The 17788-nt window shown below is 49.2% G+C and carries 14 protein-coding genes; 11 read left to right on the top strand and 3 right to left on the bottom strand.

Going from position 1 to position 17788, the window contains the following annotated elements; translation table 11 throughout:
* Window positions 1-201 precede the first annotated feature (201 nt).
* Together ACEW9O_RS13510 and ACEW9O_RS13505 are read left to right on the top strand one after the other, a co-directional pair.
* Entirely contained in the window at window positions 202-2106 is a 1905-nt protein-coding gene (locus tag ACEW9O_RS13510; RefSeq protein WP_373550701.1) for an amidophosphoribosyltransferase, read from the top strand.
* Between the two features lie 143 nt (window positions 2107-2249).
* Window positions 2250-3464: an NAD(P)/FAD-dependent oxidoreductase gene (locus tag ACEW9O_RS13505; RefSeq protein WP_373550700.1), complete on the top strand. Its 1215-nt coding sequence runs from the start codon at window positions 2250-2252 to the stop codon at window positions 3462-3464.
* Window positions 3465-3505: 41 nt separating this feature from the next.
* Here ACEW9O_RS13505 and ACEW9O_RS13500 read toward each other — a convergent pair whose 3' ends face one another.
* The 3 genes from ACEW9O_RS13500 to mqnC all read right to left on the bottom strand — a co-directional run bounded on the left by ACEW9O_RS13500 (window position 3506) and on the right by mqnC (window position 6331).
* Window positions 3506-4282, bottom strand: a complete 777-nt coding sequence (locus ACEW9O_RS13500; RefSeq protein WP_373550699.1) for a hypothetical protein — start codon at window positions 4280-4282, stop codon at window positions 3506-3508.
* An 11-nt stretch (window positions 4283-4293) separates the two neighbouring features.
* Window positions 4294-5061 carry an amidohydrolase gene (locus tag ACEW9O_RS13495; RefSeq protein ID WP_373550698.1) on the bottom strand — a complete coding sequence of 256 codons (768 nt, stop codon included), beginning with the start codon at window positions 5059-5061 and terminating at the stop codon, window positions 4294-4296.
* Window positions 5062-5188: 127 nt separating this feature from the next.
* A complete protein-coding gene (gene mqnC / locus ACEW9O_RS13490; RefSeq protein ID WP_373550697.1) occupies window positions 5189-6331 on the bottom strand; it encodes a cyclic dehypoxanthinyl futalosine synthase in 1143 nt (380 codons plus the stop codon).
* On the opposite strand from mqnC, the gene ACEW9O_RS13485 reads away from it, so the two are divergent.
* The 9 genes from ACEW9O_RS13485 to mutL all read left to right on the top strand — a co-directional run bounded on the left by ACEW9O_RS13485 (window position 6326) and on the right by mutL (window position 17788).
* Complete coding sequence (locus ACEW9O_RS13485; RefSeq protein ID WP_373550696.1) at window positions 6326-6616, top strand: hypothetical protein; 291 nt, start codon at window positions 6326-6328, stop codon at window positions 6614-6616. The two genes, mqnC and ACEW9O_RS13485, sit on opposite strands and share 6 nt — an antisense overlap.
* Window positions 6613-7086 carry a ribosome maturation factor RimP gene (gene rimP, locus ACEW9O_RS13480; RefSeq protein WP_373550695.1) on the top strand — a complete coding sequence of 158 codons (474 nt, stop codon included), beginning with the start codon at window positions 6613-6615 and terminating at the stop codon, window positions 7084-7086. The genes ACEW9O_RS13485 and rimP overlap by 4 nt, the downstream gene beginning before the upstream one ends.
* 17 nt (window positions 7087-7103) lie before the next feature.
* Window positions 7104-8354, top strand: coding sequence for a transcription termination factor NusA (gene nusA / locus ACEW9O_RS13475; protein ID WP_373550694.1), 1251 nt, complete (start codon window positions 7104-7106; stop codon window positions 8352-8354).
* A gap of 179 nt (window positions 8355-8533) precedes the next feature.
* The gene (gene infB, locus ACEW9O_RS13470; RefSeq protein WP_373550693.1) at window positions 8534-11833 is read left to right on the top strand and encodes a translation initiation factor IF-2; all 3300 of its coding nucleotides are present in this window, start codon (window positions 8534-8536) and stop codon (window positions 11831-11833) included.
* Between the two features lie 158 nt (window positions 11834-11991).
* Window positions 11992-12855 (top strand): DNA damage-inducible protein D, encoded by an 864-nt coding sequence (dinD, locus tag ACEW9O_RS13465; RefSeq protein WP_373550692.1) that lies wholly within the window; start codon window positions 11992-11994, stop codon window positions 12853-12855.
* A 54-nt stretch (window positions 12856-12909) separates the two neighbouring features.
* Complete coding sequence (locus ACEW9O_RS13460) at window positions 12910-13518, top strand: hypothetical protein (RefSeq protein WP_373550691.1); 609 nt, start codon at window positions 12910-12912, stop codon at window positions 13516-13518.
* A 668-nt stretch (window positions 13519-14186) separates the two neighbouring features.
* Window positions 14187-15359: an MFS transporter gene (locus tag ACEW9O_RS13455; RefSeq protein WP_373550690.1), complete on the top strand. Its 1173-nt coding sequence runs from the start codon at window positions 14187-14189 to the stop codon at window positions 15357-15359.
* A gap of 102 nt (window positions 15360-15461) precedes the next feature.
* On the top strand, window positions 15462-15785 hold the full coding sequence (locus tag ACEW9O_RS13450; protein WP_373550689.1) for a hypothetical protein: 324 nt from the start codon (window positions 15462-15464) through the stop codon (window positions 15783-15785).
* Between the two features lie 86 nt (window positions 15786-15871).
* Window positions 15872-17788: a DNA mismatch repair endonuclease MutL gene (gene mutL / locus ACEW9O_RS13445; RefSeq protein WP_373550688.1), complete on the top strand. Its 1917-nt coding sequence runs from the start codon at window positions 15872-15874 to the stop codon at window positions 17786-17788.

The raw sequence follows: 17788 nt of genomic DNA, 5'->3' as shown, positions 1-17788 counted from the left end.
TGTGCAACAGATTGAATAATATTTTTTTATTTTTATTGTTGTTAATGCCCGGCGGCAAAGTAAAAGTCCAGAACGCTCCCCTGGAAAGTTTCAGACATTCGGGCTAACTTTCCAAACAAGATTCAACTAAGCTTCCCTCTCCGCTGTTTTCTCCACATTCTACCGTACCTTTGCGGCCGAATTCGTCAACCAACACATACAATGAGCGAGATTATTAAGCACGAATGTGGTATAGCTCTCATTCGTTTACTTCAGCCCTTGGAATACTATCAAAAAAAGTACGGAACTGCACTGTACGGGCTAGAAAAACTGAAACTACTCCTCCAAAAACAACGCAACCGGGGCCAGGACGGGGTTGGAGTTGCCACCATCAAACTAGATCCCAAACCGGGCACCAAATACATCAGCCGCAAACGCAACGTCACGCCGAACAACTACCTCACCGAACTGTTTGATGAAATTTGGAGCAAACACTTTCGCAACCTCAGCGACGAACAATTGAGTGACGCGCCCTGGATGAAAGACAACCTGCCCTACGTCGGTGAACTCCTCCTAGGCCACCTGCGCTACGGTACCCACGGCGACAACAGCATCGAAACCTGCCACCCTTTTCTGCGCCAAAACAACTGGATCAACCGGAACCTGCTCCTCGCCGGCAACTTCAACCTGACCAACGTAGACGAGCTCTTTCAGGAATTGGTAGAGCTGGGGCAGTACCCCAAGGAAAAATCCGATACGGTCACCGTTTTGGAAAAAATTGGCCATTTTCTCGACGACGAAGTACAACGCCTCCATACCTGGTTCAAGCCTGATGGCTATACCAACATGGAGATCAATGACTATATTTTTGAACAACTGGACATCCAGCGCCTGCTGCGCCGCGCCAGCAAACGTTTTGATGGGGGCTACGTCATGTGCGGCCTGATCGGCCACGGCGACGCTTTTGTGATGCGCGACCCCAACGGCATTCGCCCCGCTTTTTATTACCACGATGACGAAATTGTAGTGGTAGCTTCCGAGCGCCCGGCCATTCAAACCGCCCTGGACGTACACATCAACAGCGTCAAAGAGGTGACTCCGGGCCATGCCCTGATCATCAAAAAGGGAGGTAAGGTAGAAGAATTGCCCTTTACCGACACCAGCGAGCGGCACTGTTGTTCCTTTGAGCGCATCTATTTCTCCCGGGGCAACGACCGCGACATTTACCTGGAGCGCAAAAAATTGGGGCATCAGTTGGTGAAACCCATCCTCGAAGCGGTGGGCTACGATTTTGAAAACACCGTTTTTTCTTTCATCCCCAATACCGCCGAAACGGCTTTTATGGGCATGATTGAAGGTTTGTACGAAAACCTGGACTTGATTCGGGAGCAAAAACTGATCAAAGCGCTCGAAGAAGGCAAGCTGAAGCCCAAGAAGATTGAAAAAATCATGGCGCAAAAGCCGCGCATCGAACGCCTGGTGGTCAAGGACGAAAAAGTGCGCACCTTCATCGCGGATACTACCGCCCGGGGGCTCCTGGTTTCACACATATACGACGTCACCTACGGCCTGGTGCACAACGACCAAGACACCCTGGTGCTGATGGACGACTCCATTGTGAGGGGTACTACGCTACGTGACAGCATCATTGAAATTGCCTCCCGTTTGCGTCCGAAAAAAATCATTGTGGTTTCCTCAGCACCCCAAATTCGCTACCCCGATTGTTACGGCATTGACATGTCAAAAATGGGAGAATTTGTCGCTTTCCGAGCACTGGTGGACCTACTCAAGCATGATGGCCGCACCCATTTGTTGGAAGAGGCTTATCAACGCAGCAAGGCGCAAGAGAGCTTGCCCAAAGAACTCATCCGCAACGAGGTGCAAAGTTTGTACGACTTATATACCGACGAACAAATCTCCAAACAAATCGCCAAAATCGTCACCCCCAAAGGCATCAAACCAAAAATCGAGGTGATTTATCAATCGGTGGCGGGTTTGCACGCGGCTTGTCCTGATAACAATGGCGACTGGTATTTTTCTGGAAATTATCCTACGCCTGGCGGGAACAAAGTGGTGAATCGTGCATTTATCAACTACATGGAAAAGCGCGACGAGCGGGCTTACTAGTCTTCTTTAGTGGCTCTTTGGTGTCTAAGGTTTCTAAGGTGGTGAAAAAGAACATGAGTAGCAAAGCATTTTTCACCACCTAAGAAACCTCAGCCACTCAAGAGCCACCTAAGCGTAGCTAAAATTTACATTTAGAGGGCCTTATGAAAAAGAAGATCATCATCGTTGGCGCAGGCGTAGCGGGCCTGATCGCCGCACGGCACTGTGAAGAAAAAGGCTACCAGCCCCTGATTCTGGAAGCGGGCGATCGGGCGGGCGGGCGCGTCAAAACCGAACAGGTAGATGGTTTTTTACTCGATCATGGCTTCCAGGTCTTGCTCACTGACTACGCTGAAGTACAGCGTTATCTCGATTTGGACAAACTCAATTTGCGTCATTTCCAACCGGGTGCAGCGATTTATTCAGGCGGGCGCTCCTTTCGTTTTTCTGATCCCCTGCGTGACCCTTCCCAACTCTGGACGGCCCTGTTTTCACCAATCGGATCGCTGTGGGACAAAATCAAAATCTGGCAACTGAACCGCCAATTACAAAGCACGCCCCGCGAACAAATTTTTGACGGGAACCCCCAATCCACTCTTGATTTTTTGCGCCAATACGGTTTCAGCGAGCGGATCATCCAGCAATTTTTCCGGCCTTTTTTTGGGGGGATTTTTTTGGAGAATGAACTGAGTACCCCCGCTACGATGTTTCGCTTTGTGTTCAAAATGTTCGGCAAAGGATACGCGGCCATTCCAGCCAAGGGTATGGAGGAGCTGGTCAAACAACTCCAGGCAACGCTCCAACAAACCACTTTCCGCTTCAATACCCCCGTACAAGAGATTCAGGAAAACTACCTGATCACCCACACTGGCGAACGCCTGGAATTCGACCGGGTCATCGTTACCGGCAATCCTACGAATTTGATCCCGGGCCTGCGTGGCCAAACCCAAGCCTATCGTGGTACCTACAACCTCTATTTTGCTGCCAATTTCAGCCCTCTTCAGGCTCCCCTCATTGGTCTGATCGCCGATGCAGACAACCCCATCAACAGCTTTTGTGTGTTGAGCGAGGTATCGGGGGATTATGCTCCAGCGGGAAAAGTGTTGATTTCAGTTTCACTCAAATCGGATACGATTGCGACGCCGGAAACGGTGAGTGCTACTTTGAAAAAAGTGCTAAATCGGACCGATTTGGAATTGACTCACCTCAAAACCTTCCACATTCCACAGTCTTTGCCCATTGTGGAGGCATTGCGGTATGCCATCCCGAGCACGCAATATGCGCTGAGCAATAGCATCATTTTGGCGGGGGATCAAATGCTGAATGCGTCGTTGGATGCGGCAATGCGGAGTGGCCGGGATGCGGTGGCGAATGTGTGAAAGTCCATTGAGGTTTTGTTGCTATTTCAAAAATGTGGCAATTATTCGTCCAACTCCGGCCCCGCCAAATCCAGAATCATAATCTTCTGCCAGATCTTATTAGACAGTCCTTGCGTCAACGACTCAATGTCATTCACCGCATTCAACACCACTGGATCATCCAGGAATTGCACGTGTAAGGCTGCCAGTTTGCTGGTCAGTGCGAGCATTTCCGAGCAATATTCCAGGTAGCGGGTGAGCTGATAGGGCGTCATCGTACGATGAGGTGAAGACTCCGTGGGTTTGAAGCTGGTGCCCGCCAGAATGATGGCGGGGTCTTTGGTCAATTGGTGCATGTCCACTACGTGGGCCAAACTGCGTAGGGCGTGCAGCGAACGCAAGGCCAAACTACGTTTGTAGCGCATTTCGATGCTCCCCAAAAAAAAGATCGCGATGGATAAAAAAATAACCTCGTTGATGCCTGCTTCCAGGCCTTGCAAAAAATCACTCCAGCCATCGGTTTTGTGTGAGAGGGTTTGAATGCTACGCCAGCCCAGAATCGCCACTACAACAACCAAAGTAAGAATGGAAGTAGCAGTGAGGATGCGTAGCGCCCACATCGGTTGGTGCAAACGTGGGTAGATGTGGATGCCGTATTGCCCCAATTCGGTCAATTCTTTACTCACCTTACCCAGACCCGCCTCAGGAAAACGTTCCGTGATGCGCGACTGCAACTTGCGCAACGTAATCATCAGCATATCCGGGCGCAGTTCGCTGAACCTGCCTTTGGGTAAGGGTTGATCCCATTCTTTGCCGAGTAGCCAAGTGATCCAGCGCATCCATGTAGCGGTTAAGTGTTAAAAGTAAAGGTGTCACTATCCTGCAAGAAAGCAAATTTTTGCCGAAAACGATCCTGATCTTCTTTGGATAAGGTAGCGGTGTACACATCCTCCGTATGTGAAACCCGGTACAAGACTTCCCCCGCATAATCATGCAGTACCGTATCGCCAGAATATTGGATGCCTTTGCCGTCGGTACCCACACAATTTACACCTATAGTATATGCTTGATTTTCAATCGCCCTTGCAGTCAGCAACTGCTGCCAGGCGTAACTGCGGATTTCCGGGAAATTGGCCACGTACAACAACAAATCATAAGCCTGCGTATTGCGGCTCCACACCGGGAAGCGCAAATCGTAACAAATCAGGGGCATAATCCGCCAACCCTTCCATTCTACAATCAAATGTTTTTGCCCTGGAGTATAGTGCTCGTGCTCCCCGGCTAATGTAAACAAGTGTCGCTTATCGTAAGTGTATAGCTGCCCATCGGGCTGCATCCAGACCAGGCGGTTGAAATACCGGCCATTTTCCGTGGCAATAAAACTCCCGGTGATGACCGCCTGCTTGCTACGGGCTTGTTCGGCCAACCACTGCATCGTCGGCCCATCCATTGGTTCAGCCAGGTTTTCCGGGTTCATGCTAAAACCCGTAGTGAACATTTCAGGCAACACAATCAGATCAGTCGGCTCCTGCAGTGCCGCCAGTTTTTCGCTGAAATAAGCGCGGTTGGCTTCCGGGTTTTCCCAGTTTAGCCGTGCCTGGATCAGGGTTACAAACATGGTTTTATGGTGTTTAAGGTTGAGGGAGGTTGAGAAAGGTTGAGAAGGTTTAGGCTACCGCAGCGATTTTGACAAAGTTCTTGTCAACATCATTTGCGGTAGCCTAAACCTTCTCAACCTCCCTAAACTAATCTACAATCATTTCGACCCGATCCAACTCCTGCTGACGGATATTCGTCGGCAATTCCCGGAACTCGTATTGCTGGTTGCGCAATTTGGGTTCGAAACCTGCTTCACTGATAGCATCCTGAATGCCCTGGGCCGTAAAGCGGAAGCGTGCACCGGCAGCCGAAACCACATTTTCTTCAATCATGATGCTGCCAAAATCGTTGGCACCCGCATGCAAACAGATTTGCGCCACCTGTTTGCCCACCGTCAGCCAGGAAGCCTGGATGTTAAGCACATTGGGCAACATGATGCGGCTGATGGCGATCATGCGCACATATTCGTCGCCCGTAACGGTGTTGCGGGCGCGTTTGAGTTTTTTAAGGATCGTGTCCTCATCCTGGAAGGGCCAGGGGATGAAGGCCAGAAAACCCTTGGCATCGGCAGGTTTTTCGGCTTGCACCTCACGGATTTTGACCAGGTGCTCCATCCGTTCCAGGTTGGTTTCGATGTGGCCAAACATCATCGTGGCCGAGGTAGTGAGGTCCAACTGGTGGGCCGCCCGCATGACGTCGAGCCATTCCTGGGCACCACATTTGCCCTTGGAGATGAGGCGGCGTACGCGGTCGTCCAAAATTTCAGCTCCGGCTCCCGGCAAACTATCCAGCCCCGATTCTTTCAGCGCTTTCAACACTTCGTAATGGGTCGACTTGGCCAACTTCGTTATGTGCGCCACTTCGGGTGGCCCCAAAGCATGCAACTTCAAATTGGGGTACAAGGATTTGAGCTCACGAAACAACCCCGTGTAGTATTCCAAGCCCAAATCCGGGTGATGGCCCCCTTGAAGCAACAACTGTTCACCGCCAAAGGAGAAGGTTTCTTCAATTTTTTGCTTGTACTCTTCTATCGAAGTCACGTACGATTCTCCGTGGCCCGGACGGCGGTAGAAGTTACAAAACTTACAATTGGCCAAACATACGTTGGTCGTATTGGAATTGCGGTCGATGATCCAGGTGACGTGATTGCCCGGCACTTGTTTGAGCCGCAATTGGTGCGCTACGTACATCAAATCGGCAGTAGGGGCTTGCTCAAACAGGAACTGGCCTTCCTCTGCGGACAAAAAATCGAAGCGCAGCGCTCTTTGCAATAATTCTTCAGTATGCATGGACAATGGTTTGCTTTGCAAAAGAACAAAATTACAAAACCCTGGTTTTACTTAGAAGGTTTTATTTTTCATTTTTTTCTAAAAGCAATGAAAAATAAAAATAAACCCGTGACTGTACAAAAACTCTTCAGAATCAAAAACATTGCTTATATTTGCACCCAAGTTGGCAAAAGCACTTCAAAAGAGGGAATCACACATGGTTCCCTCTTTTGCGTGTATAATGGCTTATACTTTGCTGTTGCTGTTGTTAAAAACAGGAAAGCAGTACCAATGAAAAGCGTATGATTACCGAACAGATTGAAGCACTCCTACAGGAAAAATTCGCGGAACCGGAATTCGCGGATTGTTTTGCAGTCGAAATCAAACTGGAAGGCGGCAAACAGCTGGAAGTTTTTGTCGACAGCGATTCGGGAATTACCCTGGAAAAGTGCCAACGCATCCACCGGTTTTTGGAATCCCATTTGGATACCAACGGCTGGTTGGGCGAAGACTATGGTTTGGATGTATCCTCACCAGGAATTTTTCGCCCTTTGAAGTTTGCCCGGCAGTATACCCGCAACCTTGGCCGCACCCTTGAGGTACAACTCACTGAAGGCGAAGGCAAAATCGGCATCCTGAAAACCGTGAACCCCGAATCCATTGTTCTGGAACAAGAAATCAAATGGAAAGAGGGGAAAAAGAACATGAAAGGGACGATCCAAACGGTGATTCTCTTTGAGCATATTGTCAAGGCAGTTATAAAGCTCAGTTTTTAACTATAAACTATAGTGCAATGAATCTGGTAGACACTTTCTCGGAATTTAAAGCTGGGAAGAACATAGACCGCCCGACTATGGCGCGGGTACTGGAGGATGTATTTCGTACCCTGATCAAGAAGAAATTTGGGTCAGACGACAATTTTAACGTCATTGTCAACACACAAAACGGTGACTTAGAACTTTGGCGCGTACGCGAAATCGTACCCGACGGCGAAGTTACCGACGACCGTGCGCAAATCTCCATTTCCGAAGCCCTCTCGATTGACGAAGAATACGAAATTGGCGAAGAGTGTTACGAACGCCTGCAATTGGAAGACTTTGGTCGCCGCGCCATTATGGCTGCCCGTCAGACCCTCATTTCCAGGATCATGGAATTGGAAAAAGACGAGGTATACAAGAGCTACTCCGAGCGCATCGGTGAAGTAATTGTAGGGGAAATACACCAAATCCTGAAGAAGGAATTTTTGGTGGTCGACGATGCTACGGGTAATGAACTTGTGTTGCCCCGCACCGAAACCATCAAAGCCGATTTTTTCCGCAAAGGAGATATGGTCAAAGGCATCATTCGCCGGGTAGAATTGCGCAACAACACCCCTATCGTGGTGATGTCGCGTACCGACACTGCTTTCCTCGAAAAATTGTTGGAAGCAGAAGTACCCGAAATTGAAGATGGCCTGATCAGCATCAAAAGGATTGTACGCTTGCCCGGCGAACGCGCCAAGGTAGCCGTAGAATCATACGACGATCGCATCGACCCCGTAGGGGCCTGTGTAGGGATGAAAGGCTCACGGATTCACGGCATTGTACGCGAATTGAACAATGAAAACATTGACATTGTTAACTACACCAACAATGCCAGTTTGTACATCCAACGTGCCCTCACCCCGGCTAAAGTAAGCCGCATTGAGTTGAATACCGAAACCAACCACGCGGATGTTTACCTCGAACCAGACCAGGTATCCCTGGCCATCGGCAAAAGTGGAACCAATATCAAGTTGGCCAGCCAATTGACTGGCTACGAAATTGATGTTTACCGCAACAATACTGACGAATACGAAATCGACGACGTGGATCTCGACGAATTCGGCGACGAAATTGAACCTTGGATCATCGAAGCCCTACAAGCCATCGGTTGCGACACTGCCCGCAGTGTATTGAGCCTCAACAAAGCTGAATTGCTCCGCCGTACCGACCTTGAAGAGGAAACTGTTGATGAAATCCTACGTGTTCTGGCCGCTGAATTTGAAGAAGGAGAAAATAATTAAGTTCCATTTTCGGGAACTTTATAGCCTAAATTAGCCTTATGTTGCTGTTCAACTAGGCTCGTTCGGCAAGGGAAAACCATTAAAGAATATTTTTTCTAAGATAATCTGTGGAAAAATCGGATTTGCTTTACTTTCAATGGTTTTCCCTTATCTTTGTGCCAGTTTTCTAAATTTTTCGAATGTCAAGAGTTTTAGTTAAGATTGCTAGGGACTTAAATGTCGGTACAGCTACTATTGTGGAACACCTCAATAGTAAGGGCTTTGATATTGAAAACAAACCCAACGCCAAGATTACCGATGGTATGTACGATGAATTGACGCGCCATTTTCAAAAGTCAATCGAAATCAAAGACGCTGCCAAGAATGTCAATATTGGTTCTGTCCGGCCCAAGCCGGAAGTAGCGGAGCACAACACGCCCGTTAAAGAGAAATCAAGTGAAGAGGACAGCGAACCAAAAGAAGTGGAAAGTGAGAGCCACCGCTTCAAGTTGCAAAAACCAGTAGTACTGGGTAAGATTGACCTAAGCGAACGCCTCAAGCAACGCATTGAAAAGACTACGCCCAGTAATGAACCTGCCAACAAGCGCAAGGAAGAGACTCCTGCGCCCATTGAGGAGAAGTCCACTCCTCGTGAAGATGCTGTTGCTCCGGTAGAAGAGAAACGCACATCCGAGCCAGCTAAAGAAAAGCCCCTTGAACAACCACAAGCGACCGTGATTAGTACTCCTCCTTTAAGTGAAATTCCAACTGCCGCTACACCTGATGATGCCAAAACACCTGCAACAGCTGAGGTTGATGCACCAAATGGCAATAGCGGAGATAATTTTCGGGCCGAAACACCCGAATTGCGTGGCCTCAAAATTTTGGGCAAAATCGATACCGATAAGTTCGAACGTCCGCGCGGCAAAAAGCCTGAAAAAGGCAAAGAACCGGTCAGAGGCAGAGGGGGGAATCAACCCGGCCAGCAAAACCGTGGCCCAGCAACCCAAGGCCAAGGCGGAGGGAACCAACCCGGCCAGCAAAACCGTGGCCCAGCCAATCAAGGCCAGGGTCAAGGCCAAGGTGGTGGTAGCAACAACCCCGGAGGAAACCAAAACCGCGACAACCGCGGCGGTGGTGAAAATCGGGGCGGCGACAACCGCAATCGCCCCAATAATGGTGGCCAACCCAACAATCCAGACGGGCAAAACCGCCGTCCACAAACTGAAGGTGGTGGTGGTACCAATCCTCCTGGCAACGCCCTATCAGAAGCCGAAAAGAAAAAACGCAAACGCAAACGCAAAAAGGTTACTCCTGGCCAAGAAGGCCAAGGCGGTGGCGGTCAAGGCCAACAAGGTCAGGGCCAAAACCAAGGAGGAGATAACCGTGGTGTAGATAACCGTGGTGGCGACAACCGTGGTGGCGGTGGCGGCCAAGGTCAACGCCCACACCCACAAGGCGGCGGCAGCGGTGGCAACAACAATAATAACAACAACAACGATAGACGCCCGCAGCAACGCCCACACCCACAAGGCGGTGGCACTGGAAATCGTCCTGCCCCTCAAGAAAACAATGGCGAGGTATCGCAGCGCCAAATTGAAGAAAAAATCAAGGCAACCATGGCCCGTCTTTCCGGTGGAGGAAAGAAAAAGCGCCAAAAGTTGCAACGGGATAAACGGGATCGCTTCCGCGAACGCCAGGAAATCCTGGAACAAGAAGCCGAAGGCGGCAAACTGCAGGTAACCGAGTTCATCTCGGTATCCGAGTTGGCCAGTGTGATGAACGTGGCAGTGACCGAAGTAATCACCACTTGTTTGAGTCTGGGCGTAATTGTATCCATCAACCAGCGTCTCGATGCGGAAATCATCGAATTGGTAGCTGGCGAGTTTGGACACGAAGTCGAATTCATCTCTGTAGAAGATCAGGTTGGTGAAGAAATCGAAGCACCGGATGCACCGGACACGCTGCTCAATCGGGCACCAATTGTCGCGGTAATGGGTCACGTCGACCACGGTAAGACCTCCTTGCTCGACTTTATCCGTAGCGCCAACGTAGTATCAGGTGAAGCCGGGGGTATCACCCAGCACATCGGTGCCTACGAAGTAGAATTGGAAGATCACCGCAAAATTACCTTCCTGGATACACCGGGTCACGAAGCCTTTACGGCCATGCGTGCGCGGGGTGCCAAGGTAACCGATATTGCCATCATCATCATCGCAGCGGACGATAGCATCATGCCTCAAACGCGTGAAGCCATCAGCCACGCACAAGCTGCCGGGGTACCCATGGTATTTGCCATCAACAAGGTAGACAAAGCTGGTGCACGCCCTGAAAAGATCAAGGAAGAACTGGCAGGCATGAACATCTTGGTGGAAGACTGGGGAGGTAAATTCCAATCCCAGGACATTTCGGCCAAAACCGGCCACGGCATTCCTGAACTGATGGAAAAAATCCTGCTGGAATCAGAATTGCTCGAACTCAAAGCCAATCCAAATCGCCGTGCTGCAGGTACGGTACTGGAAGCCACTTTGGACAAAGGCCGGGGTTATGTGACCAAAATGCTGGTACAAAATGGTACGATCAAAGTAGGTGATACTTTTGTAGCAGGTGAGTTTTCGGGTAAAGTACGGGCTATGCTCAACGAGCGCGGCAAACGGGTAACCGAAGCTGGTCCAGCTACCCCAGTCATGGTATTGGGTTTGAGTGGTGCACCTCAGGCGGGCGACTTGTTCAAAGTATACGAAAACGACCAGGAAGCGCGTCAAATCGCCTCCAAACGTTCACAAATTATCCGCGAACAGGCCAACCGGGCTACCAAGCGGATTTCACTCGACGAAATTGGTCGTCGTTTGGCACTGGGCAGCTTTAAGGAGTTGAACCTGATTGTGAAAGGGGACGTGGATGGTTCGGTAGAAGCCTTGGCGGATTCCTTGATCAAACTGTCGATCGAATCGGTACAAGTCAACGTGATCCACAAGGCCGTTGGTCAGATCATCGAAGCGGATATCTTGCTGGCTTCGGCTTCCGACGCCATCATCATTGGTTTCCAGGTGCGGCCTTCCGCCAGTGCGCGTAAAGTGGCTGAACGAGAAGGGGTACAAGTCAAAACCTACTCCATCATCTACGAAGCCATCGAAGAGGTTAAAGCAGCCATCGAAGGGATGCTTGAACCCACCAAGGAAGAAAAAATCACTGGTTTGGTGGAAATCCGCGAGGTGTACAAAATCAGCAAAGTGGGAACCATTGCCGGTTGTTTGGTGTCCGAGGGCAAAATTACCCGAAACAGCCACATCCGCTTGGTACGCGATGGTATCGTAGTATTCCCAACCCGCGAAGGCGCTCACGGCGAGGTAGCTTCTTTGAAACGTTTCAAAGAAGACCAACGTGAGGTGAAATCCGGCTTGGAATGCGGTATGTCGATCAAAAACTTCAACGACATCAAAGAAGGTGACGTGATTGAAGCCTATGAAATTGTTGAGATCAAGCAGAAGTTGAGCTAGATAAGCAGATTCTGACTTTGTAATAGTGATCAACCCATTGAGCTTTAAGTGGCTTAATGGGTTGATTGCGTTTTAAGGGGTATTGCAAAAATAAAATGGTGAAATATCTAGGAAATAAAAAACAAAATGTATTTTTATGAAAAAAAGAACATATTATTATGAAAAAAGAACTCATCGAAGCTTTATTTCAAAAATTTGAAGAAGCCGTTTATCTGCACGAAAGTGTAGAGTGTTGGAGTGCTCGGGAACTTCAGGCGATTTTGGGCTACAGCAAGTGGAACAATTTTCTGAATGCCATTGAAAAAGCCAAAAGTGCTTGTGAAGGTGCGGGACAAAAGGCGGAACACCATTTTGCCGACGTCGGCAAAATGGTTGAATTGGGTAGTGGCTCACAACGCCGAGTGGCAGATTTTGCGCTCACCCGCTACGCTTGTTACCTCATCGCTCAGAATGGTGACCCCACAAAAAAGCCGGAAATAGCCTTTGCTCAAACCTATTTTGCTGTTCAAACCCGCAAGCAAGAGATCATCGAACTACGTTTATTGGACATTGATCGGGTATCTGCACGCGAAAAGCTATCTAAAACGGAGAAGAAACTCTCTGGCATCATTTATGAGCGGGGTGTAAATGAAATCAGTTTTGCAATTATTCGTTCAGAAGGAGATAAAGCGCTTTTTGGTGGACGGAATACGCAGGACATGAAGCGAAAATTAGCCATACCAGGTGGCCGCCCATTAGCAGATTTTTTACCCACCTTAACCATTAAAGCCAAAGATTTTGCAGCCGAATTGACTAGCCACAATGTAATCGATAAAGACCTGCAAGGCGAAGGGCAAATCAAAAAAGAGCACATCGATAACAATCTTGCTGTGCGTAAAATCCTCCAGGAACGTGGTGTTCGTCCTGAAAACTTACCTGCTGTCGAGGATGTCAAAAAAGTAGAACGTCGCCTGAACGCAGACAATAAAAAAGCAACCGAGAAACCGGATACATTTAAAATTTTGCCGCCGCCGGAAGAATAATAGAAAATTTTCGATATATTGGCCTACCCTGCACCACTTAACCCTTGGCCCTGCATGACCATCAACTGGAAAAAAATCCTCTTCGGCATTTCGGATGAAAAACTGGATCCCTATTTCCACCTCGAACGCAGCGAGGAATACAAACTATTAGAGGTCAAAGCAGCCCTGGCAAAAGCGGAACTGCCCGAGGCGCTGCACCTCTTGAGTACCTTACCTTCAGCTGCCATTGAACCCCACGTGATTGCCCTTTCCGCCCGTTACCACCGCCTGGAGGAAGTGCAACTTCAGGGAATCCTCAATTACGAAGACTACCAAATCGGCCTCAACCGCCTCAGCAGCGACATCCTCAAACTGTTGCAACTGCTGGAAAAAACCTTCCAACCCGAAACCACCATTCAGGAGGTCAAAGCCAACCTCCGCCAGCTCTACCTGCAACGCCTCCAAGATAAACTGGCCGAGCGGCACCCCATCAACATCCAATGCGCCTACAGCCTGACGGGCACCGACTGGAATCGCGCCCAAATTGCCTACGATGACATTGTATTGGAACAAAAAGAGGTGAGCACCAGCCTGGAGCGCATTTTTGATGAACACCGCGGGCGTTTGTTGGTCATCGGGGAACCAGGGGCGGGCAAAACCTCGCTGCTGCTGAATTTCTATTAAAGGATTATCAGCAGGACGAAGAATTGATTGCTTTTACCGCTCTAGATCACGAAGCTTTTTATGAAAAGAACTGAAATTTGGCTGATTAACTCACATTACGCAGTTTTTAACCACAGAGTTTCGCAGAGTGCACGCAGAGTTTCACAGAGTTTTTTAGTTTTAAGGAGTTTGCCACCTGCGGTGGCGAGCGTTCGGCACTACTGAAATTTGATTTTTCGTGCCAGCTGCTATTCAATGCGGCCTCTGAGCACTCTTTGCCATCGCAGATGGTCTAACTTAAAAACTCCGAGAAACTCTGCGTGCACTCTGCGAAACTCTGCGGTTAAAAAACCTGAGGTTAAACAGAATACCAGCTATTCAAATGGCTGCCATAGAAATTGCACTCAGAAAGGTGTTGAAAATAAGTTAGTTTTTGACACTTCAGCTCTGTTGTGCTCCAACTCTTGAGTACATTCTGCTTGCTGAATCTTGAATAACCGCTCAATCGAGCCATCGATTTTTAAAACCTCAAACTGGTTGTAACAGCTCAATTTGTGCGAAAGCTTCGCATAAATTAGAAAACACTGTGACAATACTGTTATTTTGAATATTTACTCAGGTGTTATTTCATCCACCAGTTCGGTCAATTATTCAAAATCCCCTACCTTCGCCCCGCAAAAACCACCACCTTGCAAACCACCCTCTACTTCCGGCTCGCCCTTTTCCAGTTCCTCCAATTTTTCATTTGGGGCTCCTGGACGGTGACCACTGGAACCTATCTTTTACAAAGTCTGCATTTCAGCGGTCGCGAAGTAGGACTAGTGTATGGCACCACGGCCATTGCGGCCATGGTTTCCCCCTTTTGGGCGGGCCGTTTGGCTGATCGGCATTTTCGCCTGGAGCGCATTTTGGCCACCTTGCACTTTACGGGTGGCTTGCTCATGTTTGCCCTCAGCACGATGGATACCTTTGCTTTTTTTTACCCAGTCATGTTGTTGTACGCCATTTGCTATATGCCCACTTTTGCCTTGTCTACCGCCATGACCTTTCACAATATCCCTGAGCCTGCACGGGATTATCCGCGCTTGCGGGTATGGGGCACGCTCGGCTGGATTGCAACGGGCTTGTGTGTAGGAGGCTTGGATTTGGAAACCACCACGCTGCCCTTACGTTTGTCGGCTACCGCCTCCATTTTTCAAAGCATCTATGTATTGACCTTGCCTTCAACCCCTCCGCCGGGCAAAAAGGACAAACCCAGCTTATTGGCTACCGGGCAGCAACTCATCCAGGATCGCAGTTTTATGGTCTTGCTGATTGCCCTGACCTTGATTTGTATCCCCAATGCCTTTTATTACAGTTTTGTCAATGCCTATTTGAAAGACCAGGGCTTCAAAAACGCGGCGGCGATGATGTCGATTGGACAAGCTACGGAGATTGGGTTTGTGTTGCTCTTGCCTTATGCACGCCGCTACTTTGGGCTGAAGCCGGTGATTTTAGGGGGGATTCTGGCTTGGGGCATTCGCTATATGTTGTTGTCCTGGGGTGGAATAGACTTGCCACTACTAGTTTGGGTGGGTCTGGGTATGCATGGTCTGGCTTGGTCGTTTACCGCATTGGCTGGACAAATTTACATCGATGAAAAAGTTCCGGTATCTTTGCGGAGCACGGCGCAGGGTTTTATTGCGCTGATCATCTCTGGATTGGGGGCCTTTATTGGCTCTTTGATCGCGGGCGAGGTGGTGAATTGGCATACACTTGGTAAGACGATCAACTGGTCTGCGGTTTGGTTGGTGCCGGGTGGGGTGGGAATATTTACGGCGCTGCTTTTTGCGTTATTGTTTCGGAGTCCGAAGCAGGAATGATTTTTTCACCACCTTAGAAACCTAAGGCACTAAAGGGGCACCTTAGAAAAATCATGTAATACAGGTGGAGTAGCAAACTATTTACCAACACACTCCTTCAATATGGAAGAGGATTATTTAGAACAAACCATGGCTTTGGTCGCCCAAGATTTTGGGCTTACCGAAACGACTCCCCTCAGCGAGGCCGAGTTACTCGAAGCTATTGCCAATCGGGTAGCCGAAATGATCGAGGCCAACAAAGACCTATTGCTGAGTTACATGTACCGATTGGACATTGACGAAGGGAAAATCCATTTTGCCCTCAGCCCGCTCGCCAACGAACCCGCTCATTTTGCCCTGGGCCGTTTGATTTTGAACCGCCAGAAACAACGCGCCATCACCAAACTGACTTATAAGCCCCCTAAGTTGGACGAATGGGAATTTTAAATTCTTGTTCTTCCGAACCTTTTCCCTACCAAAAATTGTTTAGATTTAGCTGTAAATTAACTAAGCGTAAAAAAGACTCAATACATATGGCTGATGTGATTCAGCTACTGCCCGACTCGATTGCCAACCAAATTGCTGCCGGCGAGGTGATTCAACGCCCCGCTTCGGTGGTCAAAGAGTTGATGGAAAACGCGGTAGATGCAGGCAGCAAAAACATCAAATTGATTGTAAAAGACGCCGGACGAACCCTGATTCAGGTTATCGACGATGGCTGTGGCATGTCAGAAACCGACGCCCGAATGTCTTTTGAACGGCACGCTACCTCCAAAATCCGCAGCGCTGAAGATCTGTTTGCCATTCGCACCATGGGTTTTCGCGGGGAGGCATTGGCTTCCATTGCTTCTGTAGCCCAGGTGGAGTTGCGCACCCGGCGACACGCCAGCGAAATGGGTACCTTGCTACAGGCGGAAGGCTCGCGGGTCAAATCGCAGGAGCCTTGCCAGACGGCGGCTGGGACCAGTTTTTCGGTCAAAAACCTCTTTTACAACGTACCTGCTCGGCGCAATTTTCTCAAAGCCAATACCGTAGAATTTCGACATATCCTCGATGAATTTGAACGAGTGGTTTTGGCCAATCCCGATATCTTTTTTTCCTTGCACCACAATGGTTCTGAAGTGTTTCATTTGCCGCCCGGCAACTTGCGCCAACGCATCACCGGGGTCTTCGGCAATTCCATCAACAACCGCCTGGTGCCCGTCACTGAAGATACCGACGTCATCCAGATCAAAGGATTTGTGGGCAAACCCGAATTTGCCAAAAAACTGCGCGGTGAACAGTACTTTTTTGTCAATAGCCGCTTTATCAAAAGTAGTTACCTGCATCACGCGGTGATGAGCGCTTATGAGGAAGTATTGCCCAAAGAAATGTACCCCTTTTACTTGCTCTTTTTGGACATCGACCCGGCTCGCATCGACGTCAATGTGCACCCAACGAAGCAGGAAATCAAATTTGAAGACGATCGCCTGGTCTACAACTACCTCAAAGTAGCGGTGCGGCACGGTTTAGGTCAATACGGGGTGATGCCCAGCCTAGATTTTGAACAGGAATCCGGGCTTAAACTCCCCTACCTCACGTCCAAACAAGAACAGGACAGACCCTTCGTTACCCCGGCGCGCAACAGCGGTGCCTGGCAAAACGATGAGTCTAAAACTTTTTCAGCAGGGCGTGACAACAACCCCGCGCAACGCCGGGAAGACAACAACCTGCGCAACTGGCAACTCTTGTACAAAGACCTCGGTGGCACCGATGAAGAACCGGAAGGCGCTGCAACCAGTGCCAGCGACGAAGAAAACATCCAAACCCTGACCATTGGTAGCTCCTGGGAATCAGAAGAAAATACCCTTGGGAAGGGGAATGATGAGGCTTTAGCTTTTTCCAAACAACACAAAGTCCCCTACCAGCTCCAAGGCACTTACATCATCAGCCAAATCAAATCGGGATACATGCTCATCGACCAGCAGTCTGCGCACGAGCGGATTCTGTACGAGCAGTACCTGAGTATGATGGAAACGCGCCAGGGCTCCATTCAACAGCAACTTTTCCCCATTACTTTGAATTTTAGCCCCAACGATGCCACCCTACTCAAAGACCTCTTGTCAGAAATACAGCCTTTGGGCTTTGATGTGCAGGAATTTGGCGTCAATTCCTTTGTGGTCAATGGCCTGCCTGCTGAACTGGCGGGCAAACAAAGTGAACGGAGCATTCTAGAAAGTTTATTGGAACAACATAAAATTGGACTCGAACTCCAATTGAATACCCGCGAAAGCCTGGCTCGTTCGATGGCGCGTAGCGCTGCCATCAAACGGGGACAACTGCTCAACGACACAGAAATGCAAGCTTTGATCGATCAGTTGTTCGCCTGTGCCATGCCTTTCCGCAGTCCTTTTGGCAAAAAATGCTTCGTAACTTACGAGTTAGAAGATTTACAAAAACAATTTGAATAA

The organism is Haliscomenobacter sp., from assembly GCF_041740695.1.
Taxonomy (GTDB): domain Bacteria; phylum Bacteroidota; class Bacteroidia; order Chitinophagales; family Saprospiraceae; genus Haliscomenobacter.
The sequence above is the reverse complement of the archived record's forward strand: the minus strand, read 5'-3'. Positions and strand labels throughout refer to the sequence as shown.

Bases quoted from the DNA above. Each gene is read 5' to 3' on its own strand.
- ACEW9O_RS13495 (WP_373550698.1), bottom strand. From the start codon at position 5,061: ATGTTTGTAACCCTGATCCAGGCACGGCTAAACTGGGAAAACCCGGAA.
- rimP (WP_373550695.1), top strand. From the start codon at position 6,613: ATGATTACCGAACAGATTGAAGCACTCCTACAGGAAAAATTCGCGGAA.
- nusA (WP_373550694.1), top strand. From the start codon at position 7,104: ATGAATCTGGTAGACACTTTCTCGGAATTTAAAGCTGGGAAGAACATA.
- ACEW9O_RS13500 (WP_373550699.1), bottom strand. From the start codon at position 4,282: ATGCGCTGGATCACTTGGCTACTCGGCAAAGAATGGGATCAACCCTTA.
- dinD (WP_373550692.1), top strand. From the start codon at position 11,992: ATGAAAAAAGAACTCATCGAAGCTTTATTTCAAAAATTTGAAGAAGCC.
- ACEW9O_RS13450 (WP_373550689.1), top strand. From the start codon at position 15,462: ATGGAAGAGGATTATTTAGAACAAACCATGGCTTTGGTCGCCCAAGAT.
- ACEW9O_RS13510 (WP_373550701.1), top strand. From the start codon at position 202: ATGAGCGAGATTATTAAGCACGAATGTGGTATAGCTCTCATTCGTTTA.
- ACEW9O_RS13485 (WP_373550696.1), top strand. From the start codon at position 6,326: ATGCATGGACAATGGTTTGCTTTGCAAAAGAACAAAATTACAAAACCC.
- mqnC (WP_373550697.1), bottom strand. From the start codon at position 6,331: ATGCATACTGAAGAATTATTGCAAAGAGCGCTGCGCTTCGATTTTTTG.
- ACEW9O_RS13505 (WP_373550700.1), top strand. From the start codon at position 2,250: ATGAAAAAGAAGATCATCATCGTTGGCGCAGGCGTAGCGGGCCTGATC.
- ACEW9O_RS13460 (WP_373550691.1), top strand. From the start codon at position 12,910: ATGACCATCAACTGGAAAAAAATCCTCTTCGGCATTTCGGATGAAAAA.
- mutL (WP_373550688.1), top strand. From the start codon at position 15,872: ATGGCTGATGTGATTCAGCTACTGCCCGACTCGATTGCCAACCAAATT.
- infB (WP_373550693.1), top strand. From the start codon at position 8,534: ATGTCAAGAGTTTTAGTTAAGATTGCTAGGGACTTAAATGTCGGTACA.